This window comes from Myroides sp. DF42-4-2, from assembly GCF_030326445.1.
Lineage (GTDB): Bacteria > Bacteroidota > Bacteroidia > Flavobacteriales > Flavobacteriaceae > Flavobacterium.
On record NZ_JACAKI010000003.1, the window covers coordinates 150005 to 173656 of the forward strand.

The window sequence follows — 23652 nt, forward strand, 5'->3', positions numbered from 1 at the left end:
CAAAATATGAGCAAGTATACAGAAGAAGATTTAAAAAAAGAATTAGAAGGTAAGGAGTATGAGTACGGATTCTATACAGATATAGAATCTGAAACATTTCCAATTGGATTGAATGAAGATATCGTCAGAGCTATTTCTGCCAAAAAGGAAGAGCCTGAATGGATGACCGACTGGAGGTTAGAGTCGTTCCGCATCTGGAAAGAAATGACAGAACCGGAATGGGCTAATGTACAGTATGAAAAGCCAGATTTCCAAGCAATTTCTTACTATTCGGCACCAAAAAGTAAAGATAAATACAAGAGTTTAGACGAGGTGGATCCTGAATTATTGGAGACCTTCAATAAATTAGGTATTTCAATAGATGAACAAAAGCGTTTATCAGGCGTTGCAATAGATATTGTAATGGACTCTGTTTCTGTGGCAACGACGTTTAAAGAAACGTTGGCAGAAAAGGGGATCATATTCTGTTCTATTTCTGAAGCGATTAGAGAATATCCCGAATTAGTTAAAAAATATTTGGGAACAGTAGTGCCGCAAACGGATAATTTCTATGCAGCATTGAACTCTGCTGTATTCTCTGATGGATCGTTCTGTTATATTCCAAAAGGCGTGCGTTGTCCTATGGAGTTATCGACGTATTTCCGCATTAATCAAGCGGGAACAGGGCAATTTGAACGCACACTTGTTATCGCAGATGCGGGTAGTTATGTGTCTTACTTAGAGGGGTGTACTGCGCCGTCTCGCGACGAAAATCAATTGCACGCTGCCGTTGTAGAATTAATCGCCTTGGACGATGCAGAAATCAAGTATTCTACAGTACAGAACTGGTTCCCAGGTGATAAAGAAGGAAAAGGTGGGGTTTTCAACTTCGTGACTAAACGCGGATTGTGTGAGACAAATGCCAAAATTTCTTGGACTCAGGTAGAGACAGGTTCTGCTGTTACTTGGAAATATCCTTCTTGTATTTTGAAGGGAGATAATTCTGTAGGGGAGTTTTATTCTGTTGCAGTAACCAATAATTTCCAACAAGCCGATACAGGAACAAAAATGATTCACTTAGGTAAGAATACGAAATCGACGATTATATCGAAAGGTATTTCAGCTGGTAAATCTCAAAATAGTTATCGCGGTTTAGTGCAAGTAGGCCCACGTGCTGAAAACGCTAGAAACTTTTCTCAATGTGACTCGTTGTTGATGGGGAACGAATGTGGAGCGCACACTTTCCCATACATTGAGGCAAAGAATTCAACCGCTCAAATTGAACACGAAGCTACAACTAGTAAAATTGGAGAGGACCAAATTTTCTATTGTAACCAACGTGGAATTTCAACGGAGAAAGCAATTGCGTTGATTGTCAACGGTTTCTCTAAAGAGGTGTTGAATAAATTACCGATGGAGTTCGCTGTAGAAGCACAAAAATTACTAGAGATTTCATTAGAAGGAAGTGTGGGTTAATCCCAACAAACTAATGAAGGCATTTCGTATCATTACAAATTTAAAATAACAAACAGTTTATGTTACAGATAAAAAACCTACACGCAAGTGTTGAAAATAAAGAAATATTAAAAGGAATTAATTTAGAAGTAAAAGCGGGTGAAGTTCACGCGATTATGGGGCCAAACGGTGCTGGTAAAAGTACATTATCTTCTGTAATTGCTGGAAATGAGGCTTTTGAAGTAACGGAAGGTGAAATGTTATTGGAAGGAGAAGAGTTAGGTGAATTAGCTCCTGAAGAAAGAGCACACAAAGGGGTGTTTTTATCTTTTCAATACCCAGTTGAAATTCCTGGTGTTTCCGTAACAAATTTCATTAAAACAGCAATCAACGAAGCGAGAAAAGCTAAAGGAGAAGAGGAGATGCCTGCAAATGAAATGTTGAAAAAAATTAAGGAAAAATCAGAATTACTTGAAATCGATAGAAAATTCTTATCTCGTTCGTTGAATGAAGGATTTTCAGGGGGAGAGAAAAAGAGAAATGAGATTTTTCAAATGGCGATGTTAGAACCAAAAATTGCCATCCTAGATGAAACGGATTCTGGATTGGATATCGATGCTTTGCGCATTGTAGCCAATGGAGTAAATAAATTGAAAAGCGAAGACAATGCAGTGATCTTAATTACGCACTACCAACGCTTGTTAGAATATATCGTTCCTGATTTTGTACACGTATTGTACGACGGAAAAATTGTAAAAACAGGAGGAAAAGAATTAGCCTTAGAATTAGAAGAAAAAGGATACGACTGGATTAAAGAATCGCTGTAATCTGGCGGTTGATACAGTATACAATCATTTTAATCTAATAGGTAAATAAGGAATATGGAACTTAAAGATAAATTAATTACGTCTTTTGTTGCTTTTGAACAGCAAGTAAGTGGGGAGCATGATACGCTACACGCTATTCGCGTTGAAGGACTAAAGACTTTTGAAGATAAGGGATTCCCTACAAAAAAAGAGGAAGCGTGGAAATACACGTCTCTAAATTCAATTTTGAAACAAGATTTTTGTGTGGTTCCCAAAAAAGAGGTAGCGATTGAGTACAAAGATGTTAAACAGTACTTTTTAAGTGACTCTGATACGTATAAGTTGGTGTTTATCAATGGCGTATTCAGCTCACATTTGTCGTCTACTACACACGATGGCTTAGATGTTTGTTTGATGTCTTCTGCATTGACTAAACCTAAGTACAAAATGGTGATTGACAATTATTACAATACCATTGCGGATAAAGAAGATAGTTTAACAGCTTTAAACACAGCTTATGCTGTTGAAGGTGCCTTCATCAATGTACCGAAGAGCAAAGTAGTTTCAAAACCAATTGAAATTGTTTATTTGTCTACTTCTGCCGAACAAGCTTTGTTAGTTCAACCGCGTAATTTAGTTATCGTTGGAGAAAATGCACACGTTCAGATCTTAGAGCGTCATCAAAGTTTAGACGAGTGTAGCGTTTTCACCAATTCTGTAACAGAGATCTTTAGTCATAAACGCGCGATTGTAGATTTCTATAAATTGCAAAATGACTTAGATACGGGAACGTTGATTGACAATACATTCATCAAACAAAAACAGGAGAGTAGAGTATCGGTTCATACGTTTTCATTTGGTGGAAAGTTAACGCGTAACAACTTGAATTTCTATCAAGATGGTGAGCGTATTGACAGTACGATGAAGGGAATTACCCTGATTGGCGGCAAGCAACACGTTGATCACTATACACTAGTCTCTCACGATAGTCCAAACTGTGAAAGCCACCAAAATTACAAAGGATTGTATGACGACAATTCAGTTGGTGTTTTCAACGGTAAGATTTATGTCGATAAAATCGCTCAAAAAACCGATGGTTTTCAACAAAGTAACAATATTTTGTTGAGCGATAAGGCACAAGTGTATACCAAACCTCAGTTGGAAATTTTTGCTGATGACGTTCGTTGTTCACACGGTTGTACCATTGGTCAATTAGATGAAGAAGCGATGTTCTACATGCGTCAACGTGGAATTCCGCAAAAAGAGGCAAAGGCCTTGCTGATGTACGCCTTTACTGATGAGGTAATGGAGTCTGTTAAAATCCCCGAATTAAAAGGCAAAGTTGCAAAATTGATTGCGAAAAAACTTGGCGTTTCTATGGGGTTTGATATTTAATATTCATTCATTCATAATACGAAAAAGGGTAGTTGACCACCGGTTAACTACCCTTTTTTTTATCTGTATATTTTTAAGCGTTTAACGCCTTTAATCTTTCGTTTTGATATCTGAGTTGCCAACGTGAAGAAAATGGCTTAAACCGATGCTATTGTGCTTTATGGACTTGTTAAATCGTATGTGGCACTTCAACTGCGTTGGTTTTATATTCTTATCTACTTTCATTTGTAATGGTGAAGGTTCTGCTCCACACAATACGCAATTAATTGAATCTTGTTTTTTACTTGAAACTTCTCGGTTAACTTCTTTATATGTGATTCAACGGTTCTCCCACTCAGGTGAATTATCGTACCTATCTCATGATTGGTCAATCCTTGACACGCATAATTGATGATTTGAAGCTCTAGAAAAGTGAGCTTGTAAATACTTTGCAGTGTAGTGTTATTGGAAGTAGAATAAGTCATTTTACTTTTCTTCCATTCGGCTATATGTTGTTCATACGTAGCCTCATGTCCATTTAGTTGTGCTAGGAGTATGGCAAAGATTGCGTTACAGTTTTTTTGACAGTAATACACCTGATCATAACCAACTAGAGTTTGGTGAATATCTTCTTGGTAGACGTGTGAATAGGTAATTATCGGCGTGTTATTGTTTTTTTTTCTCAAAATTTTTATGGCTTCTAAACCGGTGATAATCGGAGTAAATATATCGATAAGCAGAAAATTATTCTGTCTGTAATTTATCCTATTAACGAGTTCATAACCATTGGAATACGTATCTAGTATATCAAAGTTCAAGGTGTGCTTGATGGATTCGATAATTATATTCTTGAAGTGTGAGTCCGACTCACAAATTGATAGATGAATGGGCATTTATATATTTTTTAGCTTGGATAATGTAAAATTAATATTAATTTTGAGTTATTGTATTATTCTCAATAAATAACTTAAATCATTTTATTATGTATTTGAAAAGTATAAATAATAAGAATATATATTTACAAACTATTTATTTTATTGTCAATTTTTTATCTTTGATTTTGGTTTGTTTTATGGTAATCTACTTCTTTTTTGAATGTTCAGACCGTCAACATAAGCAGATTAAAAAAGATGTCCTAGGGTATAAAACAGTGCTGAACAGCCAATACAATTTGCAAAATAAAGTGGATACACTCTACTACTATATGAGCCTATTAAACACAGGTAAAGTTCATAATGATCGCTTTCTAGAGCAGTATATTGCTAAACAGATACAGGAGATAAAAAATCTAGTAGAATCGGATAAAGATGGAGATTTCAACTATTATAGGTTGTTGTTTACTCAATTGGACAGCTTGTTAGTTTTAAAAAATCAGCTCATACAAACCAATAGTGAAGAAGCATTGGCTTTAAAAGATTTGAATGAATGTCTGAACCGTTTCAAGACGGTACAAACAGAATTAAATGAAGACCCCCTGCGTAAATTCAACACTAAATAATTTCAAATGCCACAATATCAAACTAAAACGCTTGCTCAAAAAGAGCACACCTACCAATTTTTGTACCTACTATTTCTATTGCTCCTCACTCAACTGATTCTTGGATTGATCTTTTTGTCTTCTTATCAGTCGCCCTTTTCAACAATTGCCCTGATGGATGCAGAGCTTTTAGAACAGAAAAACCTGTTTAATGCAAAACAAAAGGAAGTTGAACCCTTTGTTGTTGAAACATTTCAAAAAATAAGTGAATTAAAAGAGAATATGCCACAACCTCAAGTTGAAAATGACCTCCTTAGGCGCATGGAGACAATGGCTCATTTTTTTAATCATTCCAACAGTTATGATCCTCGAAAAGAAGGGTATAGGCAAATAGGTGACTTTTATCAGATGTATTTTCAAGACAAAAAAATTCAAGCGAGAAAGTCAGAAAATATTCAACATTTCCGCAAGGAATTTGAGGAGTGTAGCATCGGTTTTAAAGATAAAGAACAACAGTTGATTCAACGAAAGAACATACAAATGGCGCGATAAGATGAACTATAAGAGACAGAATAAGGATCAGTTGATTTTGCTAGTAGCAGTTACGATCATTTTGCTACTCATGGGCATTTACTTTTTTCAAAAAAAGGTTTATGCTCCGTTTTCCGATGTGAAAGTAAGGGTATATCCAACAGTATTGGAGGTAGGAGATACCCTTGAGGTAAGTGAAATTACTTCCATGCCTGGATTGAAGCGATGGGAGTTTGGCGATGGGAGTTTGGCAATGGGCGATCGAGGGAGTCACTGCTATAAAAAACCGGGCTTCTATCAAGTAACTTTCGCTATTAATGAAGCGCTTGTATACACTGCTTCTGTGGAGGTAAAGTCGAGCTCTAAAAAAGATAATGCCGACTATTTTACCACTATAGAAGCACCATCACAGGCTATGCAGAACGAGTATTTGATTTTTCGCGCAAACACGGATCGGGCTAGCTTGTTTAGTTGGAAGTTCGGTGAAACGGGAAACATTGATGCCAAAGAACCTTTTGTCATCTACTCTTATCAAGAACCAGGAGACTATGAGGTGCTTCTCTATACAGATGAAACAGCCTACCCCGTTGTGCACAACATCACGATTCTTCCTTCATACAAAAACCTGACGGAGGAATTGAACGTCGAAGAACAATACAAAGCTATTGACCATGATTTCAAAGAACACTTGCAACAAATAGCTTTGGGAGCTTCTTTTAACGAGCATTATAACTATTTGGTTAAAAAGTACTTATGTGGAAATGAAAATGCATTTGTCACTGTAAATTCTGCTAAGAAAAATTCATTTTATTTCTACTGTATGGGGTTGCGCTTTGATCGTAAAGCAGTCATTCAGTCGGTTAAAGTCGGTTTTGATGAAGAGGTTAGGTGCGTGGTAAAAATTGCAGTTGAACAAATATTAAATTAGAGATGAAGGATAGCGTTAAACGCAGATTAGGGGTTATATTATTCTTAGGAGGAATAGGGTTGTGGAGCTGTGGAGGGAAAAAGATTGCGGTTGAAAAAACACCGGCATCCCGTGTCGTTTACAGGGTCGAAGACAATGAATTGCTTTCGGGATACCCAAAATTTTCAACGCCTTGGATTGTTTTCTCAGCCCAAGAGGAAGGCGCAATATACGACAGGGAGAAGCAAGAGCAAGCGAATAAAAAAGCATCGTTTTTAGCCCCTTTTGTTGTTTTAAAAAAGCGCGGAGATCGCTATAAAGTAGCCCCATACAATACGGGCAGTATGATGAATGGAAAAATGGATCGAGCACAAGTCCAATCTCAAAGCTGGATAGGCGAAAAGGACTTGTTGTTGTGGGGGGAGTCACTTAAAAGTGCTACAACTGGTTTTCGCATAAAAGGATTACTCACTTTGCACCATCCCGATGTGATAGCTAATAGCGAGCAGTTTGTACAAAGCGATTCTATCTCCTTGTTTAGAGATCCGAGTTTACTGCAACGATCCTCGGCTAAAATGCCCCTCAATGCTGTTGTGTATCTCTATAAGTTTTCGGCCGATAACAAAAGAGTACTTGTAGGAGATCGACCTAGAATTGATGCAGACCATCTCGATAGTACCCGATACGGCTGGATTGATGCGCGTATCCTATCCGTTTGGGGAGAGCGAACTGCGTTTAAAGTAAAACCAACCCCCGGAATTCCTGCTATTCAAGTAGGAATGGAACGCAGTGAGACTGCTTTCATTCCTGTTATCTCTTCTTCTGAGATACAGGACATACACGATTTCTATCATATTTTTCCCTTGACTTATCACTGGCGAAAAGACGATTTTTCGATTCGCTATTGGGACCATTATCTAGATTATTCAGCAAACTGGTTGTACAATGTCGATGGGCAACCCATTGCCTATGATACGTATAAAAAGCGTGTAGTAGCGCATCGAAAGTTAAACTTGGTTTTTGTCCTCGATGGATCAAGGGAAGTAATGGATCATTTGGGGGCTTTCAAAGTGATCATGCAGGGATTAGCGGAGCAATTTGATCAGGAGTCTTACTTTGATTCTATTTCCTATTCCACGCTTTTTTACCACGTGAGTGCTGCTGTAAAACAAGGTTCTGACCAACATACACAAGATTTTTCATCTTGGTTTCACGCGTTTGAAAGGCCAATGGAGATGCCAGAACACTCCGCTGCCAATATCAGTCTGTATGAAGCGATGGATGACTTGAGCTCCCTCCTGAAATCCCGTGAAAATGAGAGCAACTTGGTGGTGGTAATTGGTAAGGCTATACAGCCAAAAGACAAGGAAAAGCAACAAAGACTTATCGATAAACTTGTCGATACACATAGTCGCTTGCTCTTTTATCAGGTTCAGGCCAATTATTTGGATCCAGATAACGATTTTGTACTCTTTGCTGAAGAGGTAATAAAAGCTTCTTCGAATCAGCTCATCCCTTATAAAAAGCAGCTCTTGATCCGTCATGAAGATGTAGTAGAAGGCAATGAATTCGACTTATCTCAGGGAAATCAAGGGTTTTATCACTTGGATTATCCCTTGCAGAGCATGCATCAGGGCGCGGTTCTATTTCCGAAAAAAGGACAAGTGAATGCACCGCTTGCCCTTCAAAATACGCTTCAACGTATTACCCAAGCGATTGTTATAGACAACAAGAAGATTGACAGCACATTAACGGCGGCTTTTACTAGTGATCAGGGGATGTCACGAACTAAAATAAAGGCGACTTACCAGCCTTTTTTTCAGCAAGACCAGCCCTATGTACCACTTGTGCTTGCCAAACAGCTAGAGCGTCAATCGCGCGTTTTTATGCAGGAGGGCATACTGAAAAAACAAGAAGATATAGGTGTTGACGCCTTGGAATACGGGGTGCTTTTAGACGAAGAAGAACTGGCGGATATACGCGATTATTACCTCAGTATTTACGCAGCTGTGATCAAGAATAAGAAGAACCTCAGCAATAGACGAATGATTCGACGATATATTCAAGTAGCCCGAGGGAGAAGCGTATTGCCTAATAAAGTAACAAAAAGCTTTTTACTCGCTAACACTATGTCTACAGGGCTTTTTCAACGGACGGGATTGTATGAGACTAACGCTGACTCCCTATCCGTCTTGAAGCTGAAGCAATGGAAGCAAACCCGACGGATGAATGCGAAAATGTTGGAAGATTTCTTCAGCAGTTTTAAGACAAAGGCAAGTGAAATAGAGGAGCACAAAGGAGATAAAACGGTGCGTTTACAGCAGAACGACCACTGCTTTTATTGGTTGAATCAAGCGTATATCCCCATTTTAAATTATAACAACCAACAGCTAAAAGATCAGTCGTTTGACCTATTGCCTGTCGAACTCGAAAAAATAAAGGAACAAAACCCTAAAAAAGAAGTTAATGAGGGCCATGCGAAGGATTATATCGAACGCGTGAAAAAAGGAATGCCCTAAAACAAAAATGAATATGAACGTATTGTTATTCAGTGAATCCCTGCAAGAAGTGATTCATATCGCACAGTCAATTGCGAGAGAAAATTATAATGCAAAGTATGCTGGGGCTCATGTTTTACAGGCGCTGATGCATAAAAATGTTGAGTTACACGATTTTTTAGTACGCCTGGGCAAAGACCCTGCCTATGTATATGAATGGGCAGAGGTTAGAATAGAAGCCTACCCGAAAACGACGCAGCTAGCAACGCAGATTGTGGAAGCAAGCAGCTTAGAGGTGCTGTGGGAGAATGCAGAAGACGTAAGAAGTAAATTAGGATTACTAGAAGTAACACCTTTGTGTGTATTGGCTAGTCTTGTAAAACCCAATACGATATTTACCACAGAAGAACTAAGATCGTTGCCACTGAGAGAATCCGAGTTGTTTTTTGCAATTCAGTCGATGGAAGATAGGGGCGAGCGCATAGTCGAAGAGGGGCTACTCGGTGAAAAAGGTCAAGCGACATCGCTACAGCATTTAGAAAAATATGGTATTAACCTGATTCAAAAGGCAAAACTGGGGCATTATAGTGCTGTGGTTGGTCGCGAAAAGGAGATTCGAACCCTAGTTGAAATTTTAGGTCGAAAAACCAAGTCAAATGTTCTCTTAGTAGGCGAGCCAGGTGTAGGAAAAACCACCTTGGTTGAAGGATTTGCTCAGCAGTTGAGTCAAGAGGCAGTTCCTTCCCTTTTAAAAGGCTGTCATTTATACCAGTTAGATCTTGGACTTTTAGCGGCTGGTACGAGTTATAAAGGAGAAGTTGAGGATCGCTTGAAGAAGGTTTTAACGGAGTGTAAACAGTTAGGGCGCACACTTCTTTTCCTGGATGAGATTCACCAATTGTTGGATCACAGAGGAAGCTATGGGGGAGTGGCCAACTTGCTGAAACCCGATTTAGCAAATGGTAGCTTGACGATTATCGGCACAACCACAGGGGAAGAATATCGCAAGATTATTGAACCGGCCAAGGCTTTCAACAGGAGATTTGAACGATTAGACGTGGTTGAACCCGATGTGCAAACCTGTGTAAAAATGTTGTCGAGCGTTGTGGGAAATTATGAAGAACACCACGGGATTCAAGTGGAAGCCCAAGCATTGCTTACTTGTGTGACCTTGGCGAAACGCTATGCGAAGGAGAAGAAGTTACCCGATACTGCTTTGGATTTGTTGGATCGCACCATGGCGGCGATTGGCTTATTAGACGAGCGCTCAACAGTGGTATTGAACGCTTGGAAAGCAGACTACGACAATCGCCTAGCTCAAGTTTTTGCAGACGAACAAGCCAAAGCAAGTGAACTAGTTTGGCTGTATTGCCAATTAAAAAACAGCCTGAGTCCTATTCTATGGGGACTACTAAGGGAACAGCCCGAATTAGATTCGAGTATGTCAAGTGTGCATTTGGAGCAAACCATACTGTCAATTTATGGGGAATTAATCGAAAATAGCAAGCAGAAGGTAGGTCGGGTATCAAGTTTGGAGATTGCGGCGGTTATGGCGGCTAAAACGGGTATTCCATTGGGAAAAATACAAGTTCAAGAAAAAGAAAAACTCCTGGGGATGGAGGAGTTACTTGGTCAACGCGTTGTAGGGCAACAGCACGCTTTAAAGGTTGTCGCAGATGCGATTGTGGAAAGTCGAAGCGGATTGAATAAACCCGGACAACCCATGGGCTCCTTTTTCTTTTTAGGACCTACCGGTACTGGAAAAACAGAACTTGCCAAAGCCATTGCCTCTTTGCTTTTTAACGATGAAAAGGCAATGATCCGTTTCGATATGTCTGAGTTTAAAGAAGAACATGCGGCAGCTCTGCTGTATGGAGCACCTCCAGGATATGTAGGCTATGAAGAAGGCGGGATGCTCGTCAACAAAATAAGACAACAACCCTATGCCGTAGTGTTATTTGATGAGATTGAGAAAGCCCATTCTTCTATTTTTGATGTCTTTCTTCAGCTGATGGACGAGGGGAAGATCCACGATAAATTAGGAAAAGAAGGCGACTTCAGCAACGCCTTGATCTTGTTTACCTCCAACATAGCAAGTGACGCAATTCGCACCGCTTTTGACAAGCAGCACATCCCAACCTCTAAGGAGTTAATGGAGTTGATGCAAGGACATTTTCGACCAGAATTCCTCGGTCGAATTACAGAAATTGTTCCTTTTGGGCCAATTACCGTACCAATGGCCCAAGAAATTTTTTCGATTCAGCTCAAGACCTTGCGCCAGGCCTTTGATCGACTGAATATAGGGTTTGAAATTTCGGATGTAGCCCAGAAGCAATTGGCAATAGCGGGCTTTACTAGTCAGTATGGCGCTCGACAAATCAACGGGGTAATTCGGCAGGAAATCGCACGGCCTATTTCTAAAATGATAGTAAGAGAACAGCTAAGGGCTGGACAAAAAATTTACGTGGATTGGCAAGAGGAAGCTGTTGTTTTTCAACTTGTTAAATAAGGGAAATAATGCTACATACGTTTTTAAAATTTCCGTTCAACCCAGAGTTAGCCATGACCGAGGGCGGGGTGATACCCACGTGTAGTTTGGCCGAGAGTATTGCACAACACGTGATGTTGCTCATTCTCACGCGAAAAGGAGAGAATCGATTTAATCCAGATTATGGCAATGCTGTATGGGACTTAGAGTTTGATAACGGGATTACAATTGTGGAGTGGGAGCGCGTCTTCGAAGAGAGTTTACTCGAACAAATCAAAAAATATGAAACGCGAATTAGTTATCCTCAAATACAGGTACACATGGAATACGTGGAACATACGTATGGAACGAAGGACTTTGTGGAGATCCGAAAAAAGGCCAAAATAGGAATCAATGCCGAGTTAACGGGCCTAGGAGAACGCTATACTTTTAGCACACAGATCTATTTAAGCCCTATGGCTGTAGACTAAATAAACAATGCGATGAAAAAGATTGTAAATAACAATGCGAAGGAAGTCATAAAGGCTAGAATCCTTCAACATGCAACAAAACTTTGGGGAGTGCACAACCCCAATGCGCTAGATCCACTAGTCTCTCTATTAATTGATGCATTTAGTACGGAGATATTTAAAGTGAATAACGATATTGAGAGTATCAAGGTGAATATTTTAGAAAAAATTGCGCGATTATTAACGCCAAGCATTTACACTTATCCACAACCCGCCCATGCTATAGCGATTACACAACCTGAAGAGTCACGGGAGATTTTGTTGGATCACCAGGAATTTTACAGCAAAAAGGTCTTTCCCTCTACGGTGAAAACAGTAGGGGATCTCAAGTTTGACCTACCTTTTACTGCTGTGGGTCATGTACAACTTGTAAAATCTAACGTTTGTTATCGCCTGATAGGGAATACTATTTGGGAGTATGACGCTTTTTACAACAGTATAGCCACTGTAAAACTCGACCAAGCGGTAGGAAGGAATCAGCTCTTTTTAGCGTTGGACCTCAGCGCGTATGAGCTAGAAAATCTTCCTGATCATTTCAGCTTGTATTGCGATAATCCAACGTATGATAGCCTTGAGTTTGTGTACAAATTATTGCCTTTTACCACAGCCTCTGTGAATGGAATGCCCTTGGTGGTAACTGCGGGGCTATCCTACGCAACTAAAGCGAAAAAGTACAGCTATGATTCAACATTTGAAGACTATTCTATTGAAAAACGCATACAAGAACGGATCAAGAGTATTTACGCAAATAAATTCATAGAGTTGAGCGGATTTAAGCGCAAGGTGGACGAGCTTGCACTTGCCGACGTACCTGAGAATCTTTCTTTTTTACTTGCCAATCAAGAAGCAAAACAGCTAATAGAAAACAAAAAGTTACTGTGGATTCAATTTGATTTTCCAGCGCAATACAGCCAAGATATTTTGGAGGGCTTTTCTTTTTATTTGAATGCATTTCCCGTGTACAACAGGGGATGGAGACACAATGAATCGAGTTTAGATATCATGGGTAATACCATTCCCTTAGTAGCGCAAATCGGAGAAGCCTTTTTGTATACAGAGGAAATTGTCGATAGTCAAGGCAGGCTGTATAGCGAGATTCTCTTTTCTGAAAACAATAGTTTAAGACAAGGGTTATATACAGTTCGAAAGGGTGGGATGGAGCGCTTTAGTGAACGCAATGCCATAGATCTCATCACTCAAGTGATTGAACTTACGCGAGATGAGGTATCTGCCTTTGGTGTTCTCGATCGAGACAAAGTGATCGAAGCACTTAAAAAGATGGTGTATCAAATGCGCGCTTTGGACCAAAAGGTTAAGGCTGTAAACGGCAGTGTGGCAAATGAGGTGCACTATGTCATTGTAGAGCCAAAGTCACAGACAGAATACATACAGGCAACTTATTGGATTACCCATTGTGCTTTAGCCAACAACATCCGAAAAGGTGTGCAACTCACGCAACAAGACAAGGTGTATACCAATGCCAATAGGCATATTACTTTGTTGAGTACGACCCAAGGTGGAGAACGTGAAAAGAGGGGCACGGATGCTATTCAAGCCTATAAATATGCGTTGACTACACGCGACAAAATCATTTCTAAAGAAGATGTGAAAAATTATTGCAAAATGGTTTTACAAGCAAATTGTAAGCAAATTACTATTGAACGAGGCATACAAGTAAGCGATAAGCCTAAAGAAGGCTTTGAGCGCACAGTAAACATCGAGATTGTAGTGGACAATTACGAAGACATGGGTACGCAGTATTGGATTGATTACGCGCGCAGTTTAAAGCAAGAAATAGCCAGTCGATCGATAGATGGAGTGACGTATATCATCCATTTTAAAGGTGAACATTTGAATGAAGAAGAGGCATAGTACATGAAAGATAGCAATTCATTATACCTTCAAGATTACAACAGCTTGGATACAGATTATAAAACAGAGGTAATAGCCTATCAAATTTGGAAGTATTACCCTGATGTCGACGGTGTTTTTTTGAAGCGGTTAGGAAGTAATAATCGCAGCTTCCACAAAGACCTTAGGCGCATTAAAGTCGAATTTATGGAGGTAAAAGAAAATATTATCAGCGTCGAAAGTTACAGGGAAGGCATTTACGACTATCTACCGGAAGGTATTTTTCACCCTCCATCACACAAGCATAGCCGCACAAATATTGTGGATGTGGTGGATCAAATTCGACAGCAAAGACAGGTTGAACAAAAGGCTCGTTCTTTTTTTCAGCCTTTTGAAATGGAGGTTTACTTCAGTCATCTAAAGGCTTTAGAGCTCGCAGCTAGTTTTGATGGCCTAGATCCAAGCAATCAATACTTACAGGTCTTGGAAGAGCTATGGCCCTTACTGAAACTGTTAGATACTGCCAATGCGCGTATTTTCTCCTTCTTACTTCCCTATTTTCACCAAGCAAGAGGAAAAAAAGAATGGATAGCAAAGTCTTTGAGTAGGTGTTTTAAAATACCGGTAGCTATTTCATTTGTACCCAATAGAATAGCAGCAATTGAAGATCGCTCTACAGTATTGGGAGTCATGCAAATGGGACTAACAAGTGTATTAACCGAAGATCATTTTGACGGGGAGAAGAGTTGGCTGTTTCGCTATGGTCCAATTGACTATGCCGATTTGCATCTGTATTTAGAAGGAACGCCCTTGAGGCTTTTGTTACAAGCGATTTACGACTATTGTTTACCTGTTACTGCAACGGTAATAGAACGCTTTATCACCCAAAAAAATCAACATTCATTTCGACTGGAAAACAACAATAACAGCTTATTAGGGTATTCTACCTATTTGTGAGGCTCAAACAACAACAGTTATGCATATAGAATTTATAAAAGCTTTTTTTCTTGAACATTTAATTATACCCACAGTTTTGATTGTACTTGCTTTTTTACTGGTATACCTCAAAAAAAAATTGCCCTTTATCCGGGCTAAAGAGTTGATATTGTACCTTTTGGTAGGAGGGGTTCTGTTGGGCGTGCCTGGATTATTTGGGTTTGCTGGAAATACCTTTAATCCCTATTGGTATTTGATTGGGAGTATTCTTTACTTTTTGATGGGTTGTATCCACCTCAACCAAATACGAAAGCGATTTCAAGCGTTGGATGTTGCAGAAGGACTTTCAACCTTGTTTGAGGTGAGCATTTCTGTATTTATGCTGTTGTTGGGGGTATTGCTCTTTACCTATCTTTTTGATTGGCTTAGCCCTTTTAAAGGATACGCCTTGTTGTCTGCTTCTTGTAGTATCACCTTTTTTATTCCCTTGCTATTTGGCTATTGTTTCAATCAGTTTTTAAAAATTCCCCTTAGTATATACAAGACATGGAACTATCAGTTAAATAAGCAGCCAATTGATTTTGAAGGGTTTGATTTAAGTAAATTAAAGGTGGTTACGCTGGAGTTGAGTAAAAATGAAGGGGAGGGACATCAATTTCGCATTCAGGCAAAAACACTTGGAACGGGAATTACATTTGGCGATTGGTTTCAAAAAGTATTGGAAGATTACAACTTTAAAAACGCATCATACACCATCGAGTTGCGCAACGAAGAGAGAGTGTATTACGCCTGGATATTTTATGTGAAACGATCCATGTTTCACCTCCGACACTACATTGATTTTGAATTAGATATTACCCAAAATAAAATTAAGGAAAACGATGTAATTATTTGTAAACGCGTAATGGAACACAAACAACAAATAAACGAATGAAAATGATAAATTCTGAAAAATACCAAGCCATTAACTGGGTTGATGGCATGAAGATTTCACAACAACACTTTGACGCACATACCAACTTTATTTTGGATGGATTTAGAGAAGTACGCGCTGTGTTTACCAATGCATTTACTTATGGTTTACTGCCTTTAAATGGCAAAAGCAGCGGGCAAGCGATCTTTGATTTAGTTGACTCTCTAACCGGAGATGTTGAGGTGGTTATTAAGCGTTGTAGCGCATTAACACCTGGGGGCTATAGAATTGATCTCGATGATTTTAAAACGAGTTTAAAAGAGCTACTTCCTGTAGTAGCTGAAGAGTTGCATCAGCAAAAGATCCCTTACTACTTGCTTCTGTCGGTCAATCCTTTTGATAAAATTCCATACGGTCCCCTTGATTTAGAAGAAACTCCTCCGCGCTATCCGTTTACGAAGCCTCGCCATCGTATCGAATTTATGCCTGTGACTTCTTTTGATACGAACGGATCTATGGAAGAATCAAACTTTATCGTCATCGGTAAAATAATCGTGCAAGGGGAAACACTGCAAACAGACGTACATTTTATTCCCCCTTGTACTAGTATGAGGAGCCATCCCTTATTGCTCCAATCGTACAACCGCGCCGCTACTTCCTTGCCCCTGCTTCAAAAGTATGCATTGCGTATTCTTCAAAAGAATAAAATAGACAAGCAAAATTCAACATTAGCCACTAATGTAAAGCAATTGTGTCAAGTGTTAATCCGCGATATAGGCAGTACTTACTTTCACTTTAGAAATGTAATTCCCCATGTATCGCCTATTTATTTTGTCGAAGGTTTTTCTCAACTGTCCATTCACCTCTATCAAACTACACAAGTTCTTTCATCGGTAGACCTTGAAGAACTACTCAGCTATATTGGAGAATGGAGCGATTTAGCCCCTCATATGCTTTTAAGTCAGCTAACTACTGTGGCTGAAATGAAATATGAACACCTGGATTGTGGGGCGCACCTGGATCAAATTCATCTCCTTTTGAGCAGTTTAGAAAAGATCTTTCTGCAACTGAGCGAGCTTGATTATATCGGACAGCGCAAAGAAAACATCATCATTACAGCATTAGAAGTAGCACCCCCACCTAAGACAAATCGCGGTTGGAGTGTGTTGGATTAAATGAGAAATACATGGAGCTGTTTGATCGATTCAAAAACGTAGTCAAGTCAATTGCGGAATCTGTGGAAGTTGGACTAGAACAGGCCTTGCAAGGAAGAAAATCAACAAGAAAAAACAAGAGAGAGTCCGAGGGTAGTAACAAGAATCAAACGGCCTCAACGAGTGAAAAAAGTAATATTAATTTTAATAAGAACGAGAAAATGACAATGTTTAATTATGGAGTTGGTGGCAATGAAGTAAAAGTTGACGCTAACGAGGCCATTCAAGAAATTCAGGGCAATAAAAGTTTATTAGTGGCCAAACTCACAACGGATGATGCCATCGCCCCTGAAATTGTAACGGGGTTGAAAACAGTGGAAGAGGTGTTTCATTATTTCACCCCCAGTTTGGAAATGGAACACGAAACCGCCGATGGACAATCAGTAAAAGAAGTGTTTAGATTCAATAATCTCGGAGATTTTACTCCCAAAAAAATGGTGGAAAACTCCCCTTTTTTGAAAGGACTAAAGGTGGATGAAGAGCAGTATAACAAGATTGTTAAACAGATGCAGGTCAACAAAGTACTTCGAAAAGTATTGGAAGACCAGGAAGCAAAAAGAGAATTTGCAGATACGTTAAGAGCAATTGCAGAAGAATTAGAAAAGTAAGAAAGCATGGCAAAAGTAGATCAAGAAACACAGAAAAATACGCAACAGGAGCTGAATCAAGCCCAACGAAGTATGCTAGATACGCCTGTAGTAGGCAAGGCTTTGGAGAAATTGGGGGGCTATGGATTTGTAGAAACTGTCGTGGATGGCATGGCGAATATGAATCCCGAACGAAAAGCGAGGAAACAAATCTTTCTTACGGATTCTAGTAAGAAAGGGGAGCGTGAAGAATTGTTGAAAAACATACAGTTATGGTTGGAATTGTTAGAATCCGATCAATCCACAAAGGAACTCATTGACGCTTGTAAGCAAAAAGCTACCCAGGCCGTATCCTGTTTAAAGAGCAATTTGAAACAAGCCTTGCTGCAGAGTCGCGAGTTGGAGGTGTCCTATCGTACGATTGCACAGTTTTATAAGAATACAGAGCTGGATAAAGTGGATAATGTGCATGTGATCAACGCTTCAATGGAGCAAATAACTGATCTAGACAATCCGGTATTCATCAATTACATAGCAGAAGAATTTAAGCTGTACTACGATCGATTGGATCTGCGTGACAACTATTCGTTGTTGTCTATTCCTGGGTATATGGGGTCTAATATGGTGGTGGACAAATGGGCTAAAATCTGCAATGAAAACAAAGTCATGTTGCTCACTGACTTCGCCAATTTAGACAAGCCAGATGATGTGGTCGACCTATTTTACTCGGCTAATCTGACGAGCGGAGATGTTCACAAGAGCAATGTCATCATGACTTGTAACTGGTTAGTTGGTCGCGGTCGCGCTGAGGAAGTAGGAGAAGAAGAAGATGTTTTTATTGCACCTTCGACCTCGCTTACAGGCAAGATTCACAAAACGCTTATGTCACAAGTTGCTGCTGGTAAAAAACACGGCGGAATCAACGAGGTTAACGCTGTTAAGTTTGAGCTCAAGAAAAGTGAGATCTCTCAACTCGAAAAAATGGGACTTGTGCCGATGGTGAATGAATACGGCAAGATTATGGCCTTTTCGGCAAAAACCTTGTTCGATGGCGACAATATTGGCCTGCAAACCTATTCTGTCGTTCGCGTTTTCGATTATGTGACCAAAGTACTATTGGATTTTTTAAATCGCCGTGCTTTTGAAAATTGGAATGCAAAAAACGAAGATGATTTGCGCAAGCAAATTGTCCTGTTTTTAGACGGAATCAAGGGAGCCGATAAATTGATTGAAAAATTTAAAATCGTGCGTTTCGAGCAAGATAAGCACCAAAAAGACCGTGTATGGCTCGATATCCGCTTAACTCCTTATTTCCCCGCTAAAAGCTTTGTAATTAAGCTAGACGGGCATAAAGGAGATGATGGCAATGACTGGGAAGCCGAATATGTACAAGAGTAAGCCTAGACCGCATTGTAATCCGCTGTTAAACCTGTATAATCAAGAGGTAATTCTCGGCTTTTTAGTTTCTCAATTTGTTGATATAGTAGGTTTGAATTAAATTTATTTAAATAGTGTATAAATTAGAAAATAATAGTTTTATTTGTTAAGTTCTGGTGTATTTTAACAGTAAAACCCCTCTATTTTTTTAAAAAAAGAGAATATGTTAAGTTTTCTTCCTGAATAGTTTTTAAGTTTGATGTAGTAATAATTTAAAACTAAAAAGTTATGGCAGAAAACAATTCAAGAGCCGTTTTAAAATTCAATGGAGGTGACGCACAGAAAGTATTAAATTTGAAGTATGGTGTCTCTCGTTCTGTCGATGTTTCAGGACGTGTAGCATCTGATCCTTCCAATGCCCTCATTACCATTACAGTAGAAGCAACAGATAAATCGGAGATTTTAGAAAGTTTGCTCAATGGGAAATACAAACCAACAAAAGGAGAAATCATCTTCAATAAATCCCATGAAGAGGGAACGTTGATTTCTTTAACTTGGTCTAATGGATACGTAATCCAGCATCACGTTGATTTTGATGCCATCAATTCCAATGCCATGTATATTTCTTTTGTGGTCAGTGCAGAGCAAATTGAATATGGAAACTCAGCGTATCAAGGAACCTGGCCAAGCGCATAATTAACTTGGACTAGCAGTTCACACGCTTGTTGTATTAAAATCAGAACGGGTACATAGTTAGTTTTACAAAGCTTCCTGCATTGATGCGATTTACGCAATCCAATGGTTTTGTTGACGACTTACTACTCGTTCTGTTTTTTTATTGCTAGACAGATGCATTTCATTTTCCTATTGGGATGTGATCTATATAGGTTCTTCCATTGTTGATCCGCGGATCTCAATTGGAAATAGTAGGATTAGGCAGATCTTCTTTAAGGCCACAACCGTCCTTTATCCCGCTATCTAGTTGCTCCACTAGTTTTGGGGCATTCTCTCCTTTTAAGTAGTTAATTCGCAATTAACCGTATAGTAAGATAATTTAGTTTATGACAAGTAAAACTTTATTTGATGCTAAGGAGTCAGAGCAAACAAAAAATCCCCTTGAAGCTATTGAATCTTCTTTAGTTGCTGCAGCTGATCAAGACTATGGAAGCCCCGCAAAAACCATTGTAAACCCCACTCCTATTGGGGTTAACCATTTAGTTGATCTAAAAATAACAATGGAAGGCACGGAGTGCTTGAGTTTTATAAACTTTCGTTTGAATCAGTGCATCAAGGGACATCATTCGTTTGAATTATCCTTACATCACAATGCATTAGGCAAGAGTGAAACCTATCAAATGGCTCACACTCAAGAATTATTGGGAAAGCGTATTTTAGTGCGTTTTCATTTAAAAAATAGTCGTGAAAATCTTGAACGCGACTTTATTGGACTCATAACAGAGGTTAGCTTTGAGCAAAAACAAGGTAACCATGGCGACATTATTCTCCGAGGATATAGCCCTACTATTTTACTCGATAAGGCTCCACATATTCAGAGTTTTGGAGGATCGAATCCCCTTTCGCTGCACGCAATAGTCCAAGCTGTTTTGGAAGAAGGTTACGCGCAAAAAGGAAAATACAACTATGCTGTTCAATCCCATCGACAAGTCAATCTCTCTTATAGTTGTCAGTACAACGAAACAGCCTATAATTATCTAGCGCGAATGGCTGAGGCCTATGGGGAGCAATTCTTTTACGATGGAGAAGTACTGCACTTTGGTGATTTTCCCCTTGCGGAGTCTACAATTCCCCTTACTTATGGACGCGATATTGATCATGTCAAAGTAAGCCTATCCGCACAACATGTTAACCGGGATTTGTACGGATATAACAGTCTAAACAATGAGCGGTTAAGCGCAATAGGAAACACCAAATTAGTTGCCAAAGGGACTCTCGCTAAGGTAGCTTATGAAAAATCACAACGCATTTTTACAGCGCCTTCTTTGCAAGTAGCCCCAATAAAGGCATCCACCAACCAAGATATCACCCAAGCACAGAAAGGACTTATCGCAAGTGAGGGCATGAATGCTTTTGTTGTTTCTGGTACGACAACAGTACCATTTTTATATCCAGGATGTAAAATAGAACTCCATGTGCTGCAATCGCCAGGCAAAGAAAGTCACTACTTCACCAAGTTGATGATCACTAGTATTAAGCATGAAGTGGACGCATTGGGCACATATAAAGGATATTTTGAGGCTGTAGATGCTGATACAGGTTTTATTCCGCGTATTCACTTTGATACACCCGTGATAGAGCAGCAAATTGCCACGGTAGTTAACAACGAAGACCCTAAAAGTAAAGGACGCGTACAAGTGCGATTTGACTGGCAAAAAGTAGATGAAAATACGGCTTTTATTCGCGTGGTGACGCCAGATGCAGGGAGTAGTGCTGTTGTAGACAAAAATCGTGGTTTTGTAACAGTCCCTGAAGTTGGCGATCAAGTGATCGTAGGCTTCATCAACCAACATCCAGATCGACCTGTCGTTATGGGAAGTCTGTTTCACGGTGATGCAAGTGCTGGCGGAGGCATAAGAAACAGCATTAAAAGTTGGAGCTCTAAAAGTGGCCACATCATCGAATTCAATGATGAAGGAGGAATAAAAATAGTGGACAAGAACAAAAACTTCATCGAACTCGACGGAGGTGGAACTATTGTTGTGAAGAGTGCCCAAGCAATTAGCATACAATCGGGAAAATCGAAGTTGACCCTTGAGGAAAATGGAATGATTACCCTAGAAGGAGAGGAGTTATTCCTCAAGGGAAAAACCATCAATAATGTGGCGTCAACAAGACTCGTAGCACAAAGTGGAGAGGCGATTTTGTCCTTGGATGCGGAGGAAAATGAGGCTACACTTTCCTCTAAAACAACAGTAGTGGACGGCAAGAGTAGTGTAACTGTAAGTGGTGGAATAAAAGCCAAGCTAACGGCGGATGGCACGGCAGCCGTTGAAGGAGCAATCGTCAAATTGAACTAGGGCAATGGAGTGTAATCCAATTCAACAAAGAGCGGAAGAACTTGAGTTAAAGTATCTCGAGCTAAAGGATACGCATCCCTATACCTTTCTTGTTTTGCGCACCCCTTCGGATGATTGTGAAATGATAGATGCCTTTTACGATTATATGGTCGCAATCGACAATGAAATTGACGATGTTGTTGTGGTCTTTAAGTCTGGAATGCAACAGGTGAATCTCTATAGCAAGGCTTTGGTGGAAGAGTTGTTTATGTCTACATTTTTGTGGAATTATACAGATAAACCACCGGGCATTGCGTCCAATTATATACACTGGAAATTGGATGTCACAACTCCCGACACCCATAATGTAGCGGCACTATTTGTGTCGAATATTAACGCCTTTTGCGCCAGTGTGGAATTTGAAGAAGACTCCTATTTAGTCTGTGTTTTAGATGATCCAAACAAGCGTGTCAAGGCAATGCTTCGCTGGTTGAAAGATTTAGCCGTACTGGAGTTGCACCCTAAAGTTCGACTAGTATTATCCGATACATTTGAGCAACCAATATTCGATGAACTCCAACATTTTGCTCCTAAATCAACCCATATTTTACCCCATTTTTTTGGTTTGGCACAAGCCATAAAAGAAGTGGCCGCAATGGGAGACCCTGATGCTCCTGATACAAAGTATCGGTATCACTTGGTACAGCTGTATGATGCGATTGCTAAAAAACAAAAAAATGCGATTGACCAACACGCAAATAGTTGTCTCGCTATCGCAGATCGCTTTAAGGAAACAGAGGCCCACTGGTACATTCAAAAAACGATGGTTTACTGCGCTTTAGCTACTTCAGCATATAGCGAGCAACAAGTTAATAAAGCAATCAGCTATATGGATGAAGGAATCTCCATCTTGCAAGAGATCGAAGGTCAACTCGCTGAAGATCTAGTCGGGCAAATAGCGGCACAATCCCATTTGTTTAGAGGGAGCTTGTTTATGATGCTCAACAAGAGCGACAAGGCGATTGAAGATTTCAAAAGCGGGGTGACCCATTGTGAGAATCGACAAGATTACCTGATGCAAATTGAGGCTTATCGACTATTAGCACAAGCCGCTGATAAAGGGGCAGATAAACAGTTGAGGTATGATGCGTTAAACAAGGGACTTCGCCTTGGCCAACACCTATCCGCACCTATAATTCAAGCATCGACCTATGCCTTGCTCGTGAAAGAGGTGTTGGACTCTCGATATACGTCGTATATCTCTGATAGCGAATTGGACAGTCTTCTTCAACCCTTGTTAGGGGAGAAATGGAGAGTTAACGCTAAAAATATAAAAAGTATGATGACTAATAAAACGGAAAAATGAATAAAAAAGACAAAGGATGGGTAACAGATCTTGTTCTAGTATTCCCTGAACTACCTGGTATACTTCTGTTTTTGCTAGGGTTTGTTCTTTGGTACTGTTCGAAGAGGGGATATGATTGGATGTATGATACAGGAGGGCCAGGGGTCTTTACCAATATAACATGGATCAAGAATGTGTTGGGCGAAACAGTCGCCCGTCGCTTCAATTGTTTTATTTCTTGGGGGATTATGATTGCTGGAATTGCTATGATTGGGCTGGGAGTCTGGCTTAGATTAACCATCAGTACAAGTAAAGAGTAGCTTCTCAAAAGCCATTCATTAGTAGTCCAAGACGGAGGGGTATAAAGAGCGTAGAGAAAAAAAGTTGTAAA

General features: G+C 39.7%; 20 protein-coding genes. 19 read left to right on the forward strand and 1 reads right to left on the reverse strand.

Going from position 1 to position 23652, the window contains the following annotated elements:
• Nucleotides 1-6 precede the first annotated feature (6 nt).
• The 3 genes from sufB to sufD are packed head-to-tail and all read left to right on the forward strand — an operon-like array spanning nucleotide 7 to nucleotide 3635.
• Complete coding sequence (gene sufB / locus HX062_RS04620; protein ID WP_286466576.1) at nucleotides 7-1455, forward strand: Fe-S cluster assembly protein SufB; 1449 nt, start codon at nucleotides 7-9, stop codon at nucleotides 1453-1455.
• 59 nt (nucleotides 1456-1514) lie between these two features.
• Nucleotides 1515-2261 (forward strand): Fe-S cluster assembly ATPase SufC, encoded by a 747-nt coding sequence (gene sufC / locus HX062_RS04625; protein WP_182626015.1) that lies wholly within the window; start codon nucleotides 1515-1517, stop codon nucleotides 2259-2261.
• Nucleotides 2262-2315: 54 nt separating this feature from the next.
• The gene (gene sufD / locus HX062_RS04630; protein WP_182626014.1) at nucleotides 2316-3635 is read left to right on the forward strand and encodes a Fe-S cluster assembly protein SufD; all 1320 of its coding nucleotides are present in this window, start codon (nucleotides 2316-2318) and stop codon (nucleotides 3633-3635) included.
• A 221-nt stretch (nucleotides 3636-3856) separates the two neighbouring features.
• Here the strand turns inward: sufD and HX062_RS04635 are convergent, their stop codons facing one another.
• On the reverse strand, nucleotides 3857-4507 hold the full coding sequence (locus tag HX062_RS04635; protein WP_286466578.1) for a response regulator transcription factor: 651 nt from the start codon (nucleotides 4505-4507) through the stop codon (nucleotides 3857-3859).
• Between the two features lie 89 nt (nucleotides 4508-4596).
• Here HX062_RS04635 and tssO (HX062_RS04640) point away from each other — a divergent pair, with 89 nt between their 5' ends.
• From tssO (HX062_RS04640) to HX062_RS04715, 16 genes are all read left to right on the forward strand, one after another.
• Entirely contained in the window at nucleotides 4597-5112 is a 516-nt protein-coding gene (tssO, locus tag HX062_RS04640; protein WP_286466579.1) for a type VI secretion system TssO, read from the forward strand.
• A gap of 6 nt (nucleotides 5113-5118) precedes the next feature.
• Complete coding sequence (gene tssO, locus HX062_RS04645; protein WP_286466580.1) at nucleotides 5119-5643, forward strand: type VI secretion system TssO; 525 nt, start codon at nucleotides 5119-5121, stop codon at nucleotides 5641-5643.
• A gap of 1 nt (nucleotide 5644) precedes the next feature.
• On the forward strand, nucleotides 5645-6550 hold the full coding sequence (locus tag HX062_RS04650) for a PKD domain-containing protein (protein ID WP_286466581.1): 906 nt from the start codon (nucleotides 5645-5647) through the stop codon (nucleotides 6548-6550).
• A gap of 2 nt (nucleotides 6551-6552) precedes the next feature.
• Nucleotides 6553-9048 carry a type VI secretion system protein TssR domain-containing protein gene (tssR, locus tag HX062_RS04655; RefSeq protein WP_286466582.1) on the forward strand — a complete coding sequence of 832 codons (2496 nt, stop codon included), beginning with the start codon at nucleotides 6553-6555 and terminating at the stop codon, nucleotides 9046-9048.
• 13 nt (nucleotides 9049-9061) lie between these two features.
• Nucleotides 9062-11536, forward strand: a complete 2475-nt coding sequence (locus HX062_RS04660) for an ATP-dependent Clp protease ATP-binding subunit (RefSeq protein WP_286466583.1) — start codon at nucleotides 9062-9064, stop codon at nucleotides 11534-11536.
• Nucleotides 11537-11544: 8 nt separating this feature from the next.
• Nucleotides 11545-11985: a GPW/gp25 family protein gene (locus HX062_RS04665; RefSeq protein WP_255492353.1), complete on the forward strand. Its 441-nt coding sequence runs from the start codon at nucleotides 11545-11547 to the stop codon at nucleotides 11983-11985.
• Between the two features lie 12 nt (nucleotides 11986-11997).
• Nucleotides 11998-13896 (forward strand): type VI secretion system baseplate subunit TssF, encoded by a 1899-nt coding sequence (locus HX062_RS04670; protein ID WP_286466584.1) that lies wholly within the window; start codon nucleotides 11998-12000, stop codon nucleotides 13894-13896.
• 3 nt (nucleotides 13897-13899) lie between these two features.
• Nucleotides 13900-14832 carry a type VI secretion system baseplate subunit TssG gene (locus HX062_RS04675; protein ID WP_286466585.1) on the forward strand — a complete coding sequence of 311 codons (933 nt, stop codon included), beginning with the start codon at nucleotides 13900-13902 and terminating at the stop codon, nucleotides 14830-14832.
• Between the two features lie 19 nt (nucleotides 14833-14851).
• Entirely contained in the window at nucleotides 14852-15745 is an 894-nt protein-coding gene (locus tag HX062_RS04680; RefSeq protein ID WP_286466586.1) for a TssN family type VI secretion system protein, read from the forward strand.
• Nucleotides 15742-16899 (forward strand): hypothetical protein, encoded by a 1158-nt coding sequence (locus HX062_RS04685; RefSeq protein ID WP_286466587.1) that lies wholly within the window; start codon nucleotides 15742-15744, stop codon nucleotides 16897-16899. The genes HX062_RS04680 and HX062_RS04685 overlap by 4 nt, the downstream gene beginning before the upstream one ends.
• A gap of 11 nt (nucleotides 16900-16910) precedes the next feature.
• Entirely contained in the window at nucleotides 16911-17546 is a 636-nt protein-coding gene (locus tag HX062_RS04690) for a hypothetical protein (protein WP_182626004.1), read from the forward strand.
• 6 nt (nucleotides 17547-17552) lie between these two features.
• Nucleotides 17553-18923: a DUF5458 family protein gene (locus HX062_RS04695; RefSeq protein ID WP_182626003.1), complete on the forward strand. Its 1371-nt coding sequence runs from the start codon at nucleotides 17553-17555 to the stop codon at nucleotides 18921-18923.
• Between the two features lie 267 nt (nucleotides 18924-19190).
• A complete protein-coding gene (gene tssD, locus HX062_RS04700) occupies nucleotides 19191-19598 on the forward strand; it encodes a type VI secretion system tube protein TssD (protein WP_182626002.1) in 408 nt (135 codons plus the stop codon).
• Nucleotides 19599-19963: 365 nt separating this feature from the next.
• Nucleotides 19964-21937, forward strand: coding sequence for a type VI secretion system Vgr family protein (locus HX062_RS04705; protein WP_286466588.1), 1974 nt, complete (start codon nucleotides 19964-19966; stop codon nucleotides 21935-21937).
• Between the two features lie 4 nt (nucleotides 21938-21941).
• Nucleotides 21942-23282: a hypothetical protein gene (locus tag HX062_RS04710; protein ID WP_286466589.1), complete on the forward strand. Its 1341-nt coding sequence runs from the start codon at nucleotides 21942-21944 to the stop codon at nucleotides 23280-23282.
• Nucleotides 23279-23581: a hypothetical protein gene (locus HX062_RS04715; protein WP_182625999.1), complete on the forward strand. Its 303-nt coding sequence runs from the start codon at nucleotides 23279-23281 to the stop codon at nucleotides 23579-23581. The genes HX062_RS04710 and HX062_RS04715 overlap by 4 nt, the downstream gene beginning before the upstream one ends.
• Nucleotides 23582-23652: the final 71 nt, after the last annotated feature.

Excerpts from the sequence above, each read along its gene's own strand:
- sufC (WP_182626015.1), top strand. The coding sequence starts at position 1,515 with ATGTTACAGATAAAAAACCTACACGCAAGTGTTGAAAATAAAGAAATA.
- tssO (WP_286466579.1), top strand. The coding sequence starts at position 4,597 with ATGTATTTGAAAAGTATAAATAATAAGAATATATATTTACAAACTATT.
- HX062_RS04695 (WP_182626003.1), top strand. The coding sequence starts at position 17,553 with ATGGCAAAAGTAGATCAAGAAACACAGAAAAATACGCAACAGGAGCTG.
- HX062_RS04665 (WP_255492353.1), top strand. The coding sequence starts at position 11,545 with ATGCTACATACGTTTTTAAAATTTCCGTTCAACCCAGAGTTAGCCATG.
- HX062_RS04715 (WP_182625999.1), top strand. The coding sequence starts at position 23,279 with ATGAATAAAAAAGACAAAGGATGGGTAACAGATCTTGTTCTAGTATTC.
- tssO (WP_286466580.1), top strand. The coding sequence starts at position 5,119 with ATGCCACAATATCAAACTAAAACGCTTGCTCAAAAAGAGCACACCTAC.
- HX062_RS04670 (WP_286466584.1), top strand. The coding sequence starts at position 11,998 with ATGAAAAAGATTGTAAATAACAATGCGAAGGAAGTCATAAAGGCTAGA.
- HX062_RS04635 (WP_286466578.1), bottom strand. The coding sequence starts at position 4,507 with ATGCCCATTCATCTATCAATTTGTGAGTCGGACTCACACTTCAAGAAT.
- tssD (WP_182626002.1), top strand. The coding sequence starts at position 19,191 with ATGGCAGAAAACAATTCAAGAGCCGTTTTAAAATTCAATGGAGGTGAC.
- HX062_RS04660 (WP_286466583.1), top strand. The coding sequence starts at position 9,062 with ATGAACGTATTGTTATTCAGTGAATCCCTGCAAGAAGTGATTCATATC.
- HX062_RS04685 (WP_286466587.1), top strand. The coding sequence starts at position 15,742 with ATGAAAATGATAAATTCTGAAAAATACCAAGCCATTAACTGGGTTGAT.
- HX062_RS04680 (WP_286466586.1), top strand. The coding sequence starts at position 14,852 with ATGCATATAGAATTTATAAAAGCTTTTTTTCTTGAACATTTAATTATA.
- tssR (WP_286466582.1), top strand. The coding sequence starts at position 6,553 with ATGAAGGATAGCGTTAAACGCAGATTAGGGGTTATATTATTCTTAGGA.
- HX062_RS04675 (WP_286466585.1), top strand. The coding sequence starts at position 13,900 with ATGAAAGATAGCAATTCATTATACCTTCAAGATTACAACAGCTTGGAT.
- HX062_RS04690 (WP_182626004.1), top strand. The coding sequence starts at position 16,911 with ATGGAGCTGTTTGATCGATTCAAAAACGTAGTCAAGTCAATTGCGGAA.
- HX062_RS04705 (WP_286466588.1), top strand. The coding sequence starts at position 19,964 with ATGACAAGTAAAACTTTATTTGATGCTAAGGAGTCAGAGCAAACAAAA.
- sufB (WP_286466576.1), top strand. The coding sequence starts at position 7 with ATGAGCAAGTATACAGAAGAAGATTTAAAAAAAGAATTAGAAGGTAAG.
- HX062_RS04650 (WP_286466581.1), top strand. The coding sequence starts at position 5,645 with ATGAACTATAAGAGACAGAATAAGGATCAGTTGATTTTGCTAGTAGCA.
- HX062_RS04710 (WP_286466589.1), top strand. The coding sequence starts at position 21,942 with ATGGAGTGTAATCCAATTCAACAAAGAGCGGAAGAACTTGAGTTAAAG.
- sufD (WP_182626014.1), top strand. The coding sequence starts at position 2,316 with ATGGAACTTAAAGATAAATTAATTACGTCTTTTGTTGCTTTTGAACAG.